This is a genomic window from Stenotrophomonas sp. 01N47, from assembly GCF_056399165.1.
In genome coordinates, this window is the sequence record NZ_JBFTQU010000002.1 from 399,831 (window position 1) to 408,813 (window position 8,983).

Consider the following 8,983-nt stretch of genomic DNA (forward strand, 5'->3'; position numbering starts at 1 on the left):
CGGGGTATCCGGGGATCCGCCCGGGATTACTGGCGGATCGCGTCCTGGAACGACAGCTTTTCTTCAGTGTGCTGGGCGCGCTCGGCGATCCAGTCGATCACCTGCTCTTCCATCACGCGGTTCTGCAGGCCAGACATCAGCTGGGGGTCGTTGCGGTACATCTCAATGACCTGTTCCGGCTCTTCGTAGGTCGAGGCGATCAGACGCATCGTTTCATTCAGACGCTTCGGCTCCAGGCGCAGGTCGTTGCTGCGGGCCACTTCGCCGACCACCAGGCCGACCAGCACGCGCTTGGCAGCAGCGTCCTTGAAGCCTTCGTGGGCGTCGGCCGGGATCTCGCCCGGGTTGCGGCCACTGCGGCGGATCTGCTCGACCTGCTGGGCCAGCATGGCACGGGCTTCGTTCTCGACCAGGCGCGGCGGCATTTCCACCGATGCGTAGGCCGCGATCAGCTGCTCGCCGACTTCACGACGCAGGCGGTTCATCAGTGCGCCCTTCAGCTCGCGCTCGAGGTTGGCGCGGATGTCGCTGCGGAACTGCTCGACGTCGCCGCCCTTCACGCCGAAGCTCTTGATGAAGGCTTCATCGACGGCCGGCACGACCGGCTCAGACACGTCGCTGACCTTCACGGTGACCTGCACGGTCTTGCCCGCCAGCGCCGGCACGCGCCAGTCAGCCGGGAACTCGACGTCCAGGGTCTTCTCTTCGTCCTTGGACATGCCGACCAGGCCCTGCTCGATGGTCTCGAACATCATGCCCTGGCCGAGCACGATGCTGCCCTTCTCGGTGCCCTCGGCCGGCAGGCGCTCGTCACCGGCCTGCGACCAGGTTTCCAGCGCGACCAGGTCGCCGTCCTGCGCGGCACGGGTGACCGGCGACCAGCTGCGACGCTGCGTCTGCAGGTTCTCGATCATCTGGTCGATGTCGGCATCGGTGATCTCGGCGGTGTGGCGCACCACGGTCAGCTTGCTGACGTCGATGTCACCGAAGTCCGGCACCACTTCGACGGTGGCCACGAAGGAGAACTCACCCTCGTCACCCTTGTCGATGCGCGGGCTGCCGACGATGCGCAGGTCGTGCTCGCGCACGGCGGCGTCGAAGGTTTCGCGCAGCAGGCCGTCCAGCGCCTCGCCACGGACCTGCGCGCCGAAGCGCTGCTCGATCACCTTGGCCGGCACTTTGCCCGGACGGAAACCCTTGATGCGGGTGGTGCGGGCGATTTCGCCCAGGCGGCCGTTGATGTGGCTCTGCAGACGGTCTTCCGGCAGCGAGAAGCTCAGGCGGCGTTCCAGGTTGCCGATGGTTTCGATCGAAGCTTGCATGTTGACTCCTGCCACCGGTGGCGCCCTGGCCCCCGGCTCGATGATGGATGAAACGGTTGTAAGGACACGACGTCGATGACGCGCCTGCTTGCCGCAGCCCTTTAGTTTCGCCCAATTCGGGCGGCGCCGCCAGCACGGCCGGGCGCAGGGGTTGACGCGGAATGCCCGACTGGGCGGGGGACGGGCCGGCCTGGTGCGAAAGGGGGGACTCGAACCCCCACGCCTTGCGGCACTGGAACCTAAATCCAGGGCGTCTACCAATTCCGCCACTTTCGCGTGGCCGGCTCAGGTGTTCATTGTTGCAGGCGGGGGCGGAAAGCGGAAGGCTTCCACAAAACTGAACAGGCAAATTGCCCTTTGGAGTCGGCCTGGGCGCATCCCGCCCCAGGCCGATCCGGGTCAGTGGGCGGTCGGCGCGGGCCCGGGTGTTTCGCCCGCAGTGCCGCCAGCCGCATCGTCGCTGGGCGTTTCCAGCGTCGCACCATCGACGGAGCGCGTCATTTCAACCGCGCCAGCAGGCAGCGCCTCCTCTGTCGCCCCGATCGACTGCGTGGCGTCGCGACCCTCCACCGGCTGTGCAGCGACGTGGTCGACATCCGCAGATCGCTCGACCGTCCGCGCGTAATCCGGCGCAGCGGCGGTGGCCGCCTCGTCCGCCCTGCAGCCCGACAGGGCGACAACCACCACGGCGGCCAGCATCACGCCCATGCTCTTGTTGAACGTCATCGAAGCACTCCTCATGCATGCGCCTTCGGCGCGGAACACCTATTGGGAGCGATGCCGGCAGCAACCGGTGAGAAGCAGCTCACAGCATTGAACATGCTGATGACGCATGTGACGCTGATTTCAGCCACGCTTCAGTAGAGCCAGGCGATGCGTGGACTGCGCGCTTCGTGCGGCCTTCATCCGCGCATGGCGTGGATCTACCGAAGCTGTTGCAGGAAAGAAAAAAGCCACTTGGCGGACCAAGTGGCTTTCGTCTGGTGGGCTGTCAAGGATTCGAACCTTGGACCTATTGATTAAGAGTCAACTGCTCTACCAACTGAGCTAACAGCCCGAAATCGGGGGGCGAATTATGACCCGATCCGCGAGGGCGTTGCAAGCACTTTCTTCAACTTCGTTGAAACAAGCACTGCAACCGGCGATCCATCGCGAAGGGTTACATCTTGAAGAAAAAAGCCACCGGGCGGACCCGATGGCTTCTATCTTGGTGGGCTGTCAAGGATTCGAACCTTGGACCTATTGATTAAGAGTCAACTGCTCTACCAACTGAGCTAACAGCCCTTGAAACTCAGGCGCACATTATAGCCGGCGACCTGTTTATTGCAATACCGTTTCGGCGATGCCGATGCGGTTGAATCAGTGGGGTGGCTGAGGGGATTCGAACCCCCGACCACCGGAATCACAATCCGGTACTCTAACCAACTGAGCTACAGCCACCACTGAAACTTTCGCTTCACCGCCAATTCTGCCGACGCTGACGCTTGATACGTTGCCCGAGGACTGTCACCGAAGTTCAGGTCCGCCGAAGCGAGTCCGACATTCTGGTGGAGTCGCCAGGGTTTTGCAAGCACTTCTTCACATCCGCCGGCTGCGTTCCGGTGTCGCACCAATGGCGCGCCCGACAGGAATCGAACCTGTAACCGCCGGCTTAGAAGGCCGGTGCTCTATCCAGTTGAGCTACGGGCGCCCGAACCGGAACGGCGTCCAATCCGACGTGATGTGGATTGGTCGGGGTAGAGGGATTCGAACCCCCGACATCCTGCTCCCAAAGCAGGCGCGCTACCAGACTGCGCTATACCCCGGTGTTGCAATCCCCTCGGGTGTGAACCCGGGGAGCTGACCATTGTGGCCAAGCGCCGTGCGAACTGTCAACGCGCAATGCCTGCCCTGCCCCGCCATGACCACGGCTTACGCAGTCATCGGCTATGCTCGCAGCCAGCGGCCGGATGGCCGAATCGCCCCCTTTTCGCACGGAGACCTCGCATGCGCAGCGGCAACCCGGCTCTTTCCGAGTCGACCTTCCTCGATCTGGCCAGTGGCTCGGTGGTAACCAGCCCCGGCCAGGTAATGACCCTCAACGGCACCGTCAACAAGACCGGCTTCCTGCTGCTGCTGACAGTGCTGACTGCAGCGTTTGCCTGGAACCAGACCGTAGACGACTATGGCCAGGTGATGGCCGGCGCCAAGCTGTACGCCATGGGCGGGGCTATCGGTGGCCTGGTGCTGGCACTGATCACCGTGTTCAAGAAGGAATGGTCGCCGGTCACCGCACCGATGTATGCGCTGGTGGAGGGCCTGTTCCTGGGCGCCATCTCGGCGGTGTTCAACATGAAGTTCCCGGGCATCGTGTTCCAGGCGGTGCTGCTGACCTTCGGCACCTTGTTCGCGCTGCTGTTCGCTTACCGCAGCGGCCTGATCAAGGCTACCGAGAACTTCAAGCTCGGCGTGGTCGCCGCCACCGGCGGCATCGCCCTGCTGTACCTGGCCTCGTTCGTGCTGGGCTTCTTCAACATCAACGTGCCGGTGATCCATGACGCCAGCTGGCTGGGCATCGCCTTCAGCCTGTTCGTGGTGGTTGTGGCCGCGCTGAACCTGGTGCTGGATTTCGACTTCATCGAAACCGGCGTGGCCCAGCGCGCGCCGAAGTACATGGAATGGTATGGCGCATTCGGCCTGATGGTGACCCTGGTCTGGCTGTATGTGGAGTTCCTGCGCCTGCTGTCGAAGATCCAGCAGCGCTGATCCAGTCCATGCCGTAAACGACAAGGCCGCGGTCCGTCGGGATCGCGGCCTTTTTTGTAGCGTCGAGCACGCTCGACTCCCGCGGAAACACGCCCATGGCAGCCCCCATCCCTCCCCGCTTCCACAGCTATCTCCCGGCCGATGGCCATCGCCTGCCACACGATCCGTTCAACGCCATCATCGGCCCCCGCCCCATCGGCTGGATCTGCAGTCGTGATGCCGACAGCAATGTGAACCTGGCGCCCTACAGCTTCTTCAACGCGTTCAACTACACGCCGCCGATCATTGGTTTCAGCAGCCAGGGCCGCAAGGACTCGCTGCGCAGCATCGAAGCCACCGGCGAGTTCGTCTGGAACCTCGCCACATTCGACCTGGCCCAGGCAATGAACGAGAGCTGCCGCGCAGTCGCGCCAGACGTGGACGAGTTCGTCCTGGCCGGGCTGACACCACTGGCCTCGGAGCAGGTTGCTCCGCCGCGCGTGGCGCAGAGCCCGGTGAGCATGGAGTGCCGCTGCACGCAGATCGTGCGTCTGCGTGATGCGGCTGGCAATGACACCAATGGCTGGCTGGTACTGGGAGAAGTGGTCGCCGTGCATATCGATACGCGGTTGCTCGTCGACGGCATCTACGACACTGCAGCGAGCGACACCATCCTGCGCGGCGGCGGACCGGCCGACTATTTCCGGATCACCGCCGACCAACGCTTCCGCATGCTGCGGCCCGCCTGAGCCCTCATCCCGCCACCCCGCGGGACAGCAGCAACGGCAGCGACGAGGCCAACATGACAACGCCGGAGGCCGTCAACAGCCCCAGCACGATCTGCCGGAAACGCACTTCACTGATACCGACATACAGCTTCGCTCCCAGCAGCGTTGGCACCAGCATCGCCGGCGCGACGATGGCGAAGTACGGCAGCATCTGCAGGGTGACCATGCCGGTACCGACATAGGTGGCCATGGTCACCGCCAGCATCGCCAGGTTGAAGTTCTGGATGACCGCGCGCTGCTCGTCCTTGCCGAAGCCACGCAGCGTGCTCCACAGCGTCGGTACCGGTCCGGCGAAGCCACCGATGCCACTGAGCACACCGCCGGCCATACCGGCCAGCGCGTCGCCGAACCGGCCGCCAACGGTGACCCGTGGCAACGAACGCGCCATCAGCATCACCGGGCACCACAGCGCAAGGAATCCTCCCAGCAGCGCCTTGAACCAGACCATGTCCAGCTGCGGCAGCACCAGCACGCCAAGCGGAATGCCCGCCAACCCACCAAGCACGAACGGCAGCAGCAGGCGCAGGTTGAAGCCACGGCGCACGGTGAACACCGCCAGCAACTGGCCGACCAGCGCGCCGAACACCGAAAGCGTCGCCGCAAGCCGGGGATCCAGCCCCCACGCCCAGAACGACATCGCGACCATGCCGAACGCGAAACCCGACAGGCCCTGCACGAACCCCGCGACGATCGCACCCAGGGCGACCAGCAGATACACAGACTCCATCCCCACTCCTTGCCGCTGCCGTGCGACTACCCTGCCGCACCCGACGCTGCAGCGTAATGCGCAGCCAGATGATCGACCAGCGCGCGCACCTTCGGCGCCAGCGCACGTGCATGGGGATACAGCGCGAAATAGCAGCGCGTGCCACCGTGCCAGCTGGGCAGCACGCGGATCAAGCGGCCGGCGCGTAGGTCTTCCTGCACCGTAAGCGCGGTGAACAGACTGATGCCCATGCCGGCCAGCACGGCCGCATACAGTGCCGGCGTGGCGTCCACGCGCAGTCGTTGGCCTGCTTCCACGCTGACGATGGCAGCGCGCGGCCCGTGCAGTTGCCACGGGGACATCGCCGCAACCGGGTTGAATGCCAACAGCGTGTGGTTCTGCAGATCGGCCACCTGTCGAGGCAGTCCATACCGGGCGAGGTAGGCCGGGGCCGCAACAAGGATGCGCGGGCATCGCGCCAGTTCACGGGCGACCAGTTGGCTGTCAGGCAAGGACGGCGCGATGCGCAGGGCGAGGTCGAAGCCACCGCCGACCACATCGACGAGCTGATCGTCGGCCGACAGTTCCAGCGCAACCTGCGGATAGCGCGCCAGGAAGCCAGGCAGCCAATGCGGCAACTCCTGGCTGGCGACCACCTGTGGCACGCTGACCCGCACGCGCCCGCTGGGCTGGGCCTGGCCGGCCCGCGCACGGTCATCGGCGGCCTCCAGCCGGTCAAGCAGCGCCACCGCCTCGCGGTAGTAGTCGCGCCCGGCCTCGGTCAGCGACAGCCGCCGGCTGTTGCGATCCAGCAGCCGCACCTGCAGGTGCTCTTCAAGTTGACGCAGCTGCCGCGACATCGCCGAATGGGTGGTACCCAGCCGCTCGGCGGCGGCAGTGAAACTGCCGGCGTCGACGATCGCGCGCAGGGCTCGCAGGGCGGCGAAATGGTCCATCGGCAGCGCGCTCCAGTCGGCGGGGCCCGCAGGCTGCGGACCCCGCCAGCTTATCAAGTGCCGTTGCCTGCCTTGCGCACCGGAAGGGCCAGAATCGCCGAGGTGGTCATCACATCGCCAAAGGCATCCTCGATCTGCGCCAGCGATGCCTCATGCAATGCGCGATGGCCGATGGTCCCGCCATTGGCCAGATCCAGATCACGGCTGGCAGAGGCATCGGAAGCCACGATCACCCGGTAGCCGCGCGGCGCCGCCGCAGCATCGCGTGCAGCACCGGCAACGCAGGCATGGGTCTGCAGCCCGGTGACGATGAGGGTGTCGATACCGGCATCCTTCAGCACCTTGTCCAGTGCCGCTGCCGAGGCACCGGCGAACACGCTGACGTTGTCCTTCGGCACCACGGTCTCGCCCTTGCGCGGTTGCATGTCACGGTGGAATGCCGCGTTGACACTGCCCTCTGCAAACAGCGGCGCGCCTGCCGGCAGTACGTGCTGCACATGGATCACGCGGATGCCGTTGGCATCAGCGAAGTCGATCACGCGACGCGTCTGCCTCAGGGCCGACACACCATCGGGAATGACCATGCGACCACCGGCGAAACCGGGCGCGGCGCTGGCGTCGAAGTACTCGTTCTGGAAGTCGATCACCAGCACGGCGGTCTTCGCTGCGTCGAGCGAGGTGACGGCCGGAGCGCCGGCCATATGCCGGATGGTGGGGTGGACCGGCTCGGCGGCGACAACCGGGACGGTGGCAGCCATGCCGATCAGGCCGGCCAGGCCGAAAGCAGTGAGGTTCATGGTCAAACTCCTGTGCGGTGGAAAGTGGGCACAGGATGAGGAGCATTGAATGCACGAACCAGCCATCGGCCGGCACACGATCTGTGCACGAATCGCACAGATCATTTCGTGCCGTCGAGCTTGGGCGATGTTACGAGGTCAGCTTTGCACCATTGAGCCGTACGATCATCGCGTACTCGCGCCCGAGCACGACTTCGGCGGTATTTCTACCAGCGCGCAGGGCATGCTCCAGGCTCGCCGGATACTTCACCGGCACGCCAGCCAGAGTGTGGACATGGCGGGGAGGCGCATTGGCGCTCCTGATGACGAATTCCGCGCAGGCCCCTTCCAGCAGGAGAACCGGCGCCCCTTCCGGAAACTCGATCAACTGCAGTACGCGCTCCTCGGACCGCCGCATGCTGCGAACGGGTGTCCCCTCCCTGCGCAGGCGGCGCAGCGCGCGCTGCGAACGGGACCATGGCCAGTAGAAGACGAAGTAGATGGCTACACCCAGAAGGTAAACGGCAGCAGCCACCAGGATCCACACAGCCGTCTCAGACATCCATAAAACCCTGTCGGTGAAGAACGCGCAGCGCAAAACGCAGACGGGCCGTACAAGGACGGCCCGCCTGCAACTACCCAAGCCCTGCGGGAATCTGCGTTTGACGATCCCCAGCAGGACAGCCGTCGCTTACAGGCGGCTGGCGATCGCCTTGGCGAAGCCCATCGTGTTGCCGGTGCCGCCGAGGTCGCCGGTCAGCGAATCCTTGGCTTCCATCGTGGCGACGATGGCCTTGCGCAGGCGCTCGGCGTTTTCCGGCTGGCCGACGTGGTCGAGCATCTGTGCCGCTGCCAGCAGCAGGGCGCACGGATTGGCCTTGCCCTGGCCGGCGATGTCCGGCGCGGTGCCGTGCACGGCTTCGAAGATTGCCGCGTCCTTGCCGATGTTGGCGCCCGGGGCCAGGCCCAGGCCACCGACCAGACCAGCGCACAGGTCGGAAATGATGTCACCGAACAGGTTGGTGGTGACGATCACATCGAACTGTTCCGGACGCATCACCAGCTGCATGCAGCAGTTGTCGACGATCATTTCCTGGAACTCGATGTCCGGGTACTGCGCGGCGACTTCGCGCGCCACGGCCAGGAACAGGCCCGAGGTCGACTTGATGATGTTGGCCTTGTGCACGGCGGTGACCTTCTTGCGGCCGACACTGCGGGCCAGCTCGAAGGCGTAACGCACGATGCGCTCGGAGCCCTTGCGGGTGATGCGCGTGCCGGAGAACGCGGTCTCGCCGTCGGCCGACACTTCCTGGCCTTCGGCCAGGTACGCACCTTCGGTGTTCTCACGAACGGTGATCAGGTCGACGTTGTCGAAACGCGACTTGGTGTTCGGGAAGGTGTGGGCCGGACGCACGTTGGCGTACAGGTCGAAGTGGCGGCGCAGGCTGACGTTGATCGAGGTGAAGCCACCACCGACCGGCGTGGTCAGCGGGCTCTTCAGCGCGACCTTGTTGCGCGCGATCGATTCCAGGGTCACCGCCGGCATCAGATCGCCGTGCTTCTCCAGGGCCACCAGGCCGGCGTCGGCGTCTTCGTACTCCAGGCCAGTGTTGAGCTGGTCGAGCACGAACAGGGTGGCGTCCATGATTTCCGGGCCAATGCCGTCGCCGCGGATGACCGTAATTTTCTGCGTCATTGATCGATGTTCCGA

The 8,983-nt window shown here is 64.9% G+C and carries 9 protein-coding genes and 6 tRNA genes; 2 read left to right on the top strand and 13 right to left on the bottom strand.

Translation table 11 applies throughout. The features are described from left to right. Nucleotides 1-26: 26 nt before the first annotated feature. The 8 genes from tig to AC1DKR_RS05855 form a co-directional block, all read right to left on the bottom strand. Nucleotides 27-1,322: a trigger factor gene (gene tig, locus AC1DKR_RS05820; protein ID WP_223494343.1), complete on the bottom strand. Its 1,296-nt coding sequence runs from the start codon at nt 1,320-1,322 to the stop codon at nt 27-29. A 191-nt stretch (nt 1,323-1,513) separates the two neighbouring features. Further along, a tRNA-Leu gene (locus AC1DKR_RS05825) sits at nt 1,514-1,598 on the bottom strand. 123 nt (nt 1,599-1,721) lie between these two features. Beyond that, nucleotides 1,722-2,048 carry a hypothetical protein gene (locus AC1DKR_RS05830; protein WP_312107118.1) on the bottom strand — a complete coding sequence of 109 codons (327 nt, stop codon included), beginning with the start codon at nt 2,046-2,048 and terminating at the stop codon, nt 1,722-1,724. Nucleotides 2,049-2,303: 255 nt separating this feature from the next. After that, a tRNA-Lys gene (locus AC1DKR_RS05835) sits at nt 2,304-2,379 on the bottom strand. A gap of 151 nt (nt 2,380-2,530) precedes the next feature. After that, nucleotides 2,531-2,606 (bottom strand) — tRNA-Lys (locus AC1DKR_RS05840). Between the two features lie 79 nt (nt 2,607-2,685). Beyond that, nucleotides 2,686-2,762 (bottom strand) — tRNA-His (locus AC1DKR_RS05845). Between the two features lie 173 nt (nt 2,763-2,935). Continuing rightward, nucleotides 2,936-3,012: transfer RNA gene (locus AC1DKR_RS05850), tRNA-Arg, on the bottom strand. 38 nt (nt 3,013-3,050) lie between these two features. Then, a tRNA-Pro gene (locus tag AC1DKR_RS05855) sits at nt 3,051-3,127 on the bottom strand. Nucleotides 3,128-3,308: 181 nt separating this feature from the next. Here AC1DKR_RS05855 and AC1DKR_RS05860 point away from each other — a divergent pair. Further along, on the top strand, nt 3,309-4,067 hold the full coding sequence (locus tag AC1DKR_RS05860) for a Bax inhibitor-1/YccA family protein (protein ID WP_099819174.1): 759 nt from the start codon (nt 3,309-3,311) through the stop codon (nt 4,065-4,067). Nucleotides 4,068-4,162: 95 nt separating this feature from the next. Next, on the top strand, nt 4,163-4,795 hold the full coding sequence (locus AC1DKR_RS05865; protein ID WP_478031723.1) for a flavin reductase family protein: 633 nt from the start codon (nt 4,163-4,165) through the stop codon (nt 4,793-4,795). A gap of 4 nt (nt 4,796-4,799) precedes the next feature. Here the strand turns inward: AC1DKR_RS05865 and AC1DKR_RS05870 are convergent, their stop codons facing one another. From AC1DKR_RS05870 to AC1DKR_RS05890, 5 genes are all read right to left on the bottom strand, one after another. Continuing rightward, entirely contained in the window at nt 4,800-5,561 is a 762-nt protein-coding gene (locus tag AC1DKR_RS05870) for a sulfite exporter TauE/SafE family protein (RefSeq protein ID WP_312786365.1), read from the bottom strand. Between the two features lie 26 nt (nt 5,562-5,587). Continuing rightward, complete coding sequence (locus AC1DKR_RS05875) at nt 5,588-6,496, bottom strand: LysR family transcriptional regulator (RefSeq protein WP_428703526.1); 909 nt, start codon at nt 6,494-6,496, stop codon at nt 5,588-5,590. Between the two features lie 53 nt (nt 6,497-6,549). Next, complete coding sequence (locus AC1DKR_RS05880; RefSeq protein WP_312107108.1) at nt 6,550-7,293, bottom strand: cysteine hydrolase family protein; 744 nt, start codon at nt 7,291-7,293, stop codon at nt 6,550-6,552. Nucleotides 7,294-7,423: 130 nt separating this feature from the next. Continuing rightward, nucleotides 7,424-7,834, bottom strand: a complete 411-nt coding sequence (locus AC1DKR_RS05885; protein ID WP_478031728.1) for a hypothetical protein — start codon at nt 7,832-7,834, stop codon at nt 7,424-7,426. 129 nt (nt 7,835-7,963) lie between these two features. Continuing rightward, nucleotides 7,964-8,968, bottom strand: coding sequence for an isocitrate dehydrogenase (locus AC1DKR_RS05890; RefSeq protein WP_033830456.1), 1,005 nt, complete (start codon nt 8,966-8,968; stop codon nt 7,964-7,966). Nucleotides 8,969-8,983 lie beyond the last annotated feature (15 nt).

Coding starts and splice junctions, on each gene's coding strand:
- tig (WP_223494343.1), bottom strand. CDS start 1,322: ATGCAAGCTTCGATCGAAACCATCGGCAACCTGGAACGCCGCCTGAGC.
- AC1DKR_RS05830 (WP_312107118.1), bottom strand. CDS start 2,048: ATGACGTTCAACAAGAGCATGGGCGTGATGCTGGCCGCCGTGGTGGTT.
- AC1DKR_RS05860 (WP_099819174.1), top strand. CDS start 3,309: ATGCGCAGCGGCAACCCGGCTCTTTCCGAGTCGACCTTCCTCGATCTG.
- AC1DKR_RS05865 (WP_478031723.1), top strand. CDS start 4,163: ATGGCAGCCCCCATCCCTCCCCGCTTCCACAGCTATCTCCCGGCCGAT.
- AC1DKR_RS05870 (WP_312786365.1), bottom strand. CDS start 5,561: ATGGAGTCTGTGTATCTGCTGGTCGCCCTGGGTGCGATCGTCGCGGGG.
- AC1DKR_RS05875 (WP_428703526.1), bottom strand. CDS start 6,496: ATGGACCATTTCGCCGCCCTGCGAGCCCTGCGCGCGATCGTCGACGCC.
- AC1DKR_RS05880 (WP_312107108.1), bottom strand. CDS start 7,293: ATGAACCTCACTGCTTTCGGCCTGGCCGGCCTGATCGGCATGGCTGCC.
- AC1DKR_RS05885 (WP_478031728.1), bottom strand. CDS start 7,834: ATGTCTGAGACGGCTGTGTGGATCCTGGTGGCTGCTGCCGTTTACCTT.
- AC1DKR_RS05890 (WP_033830456.1), bottom strand. CDS start 8,968: ATGACGCAGAAAATTACGGTCATCCGCGGCGACGGCATTGGCCCGGAA.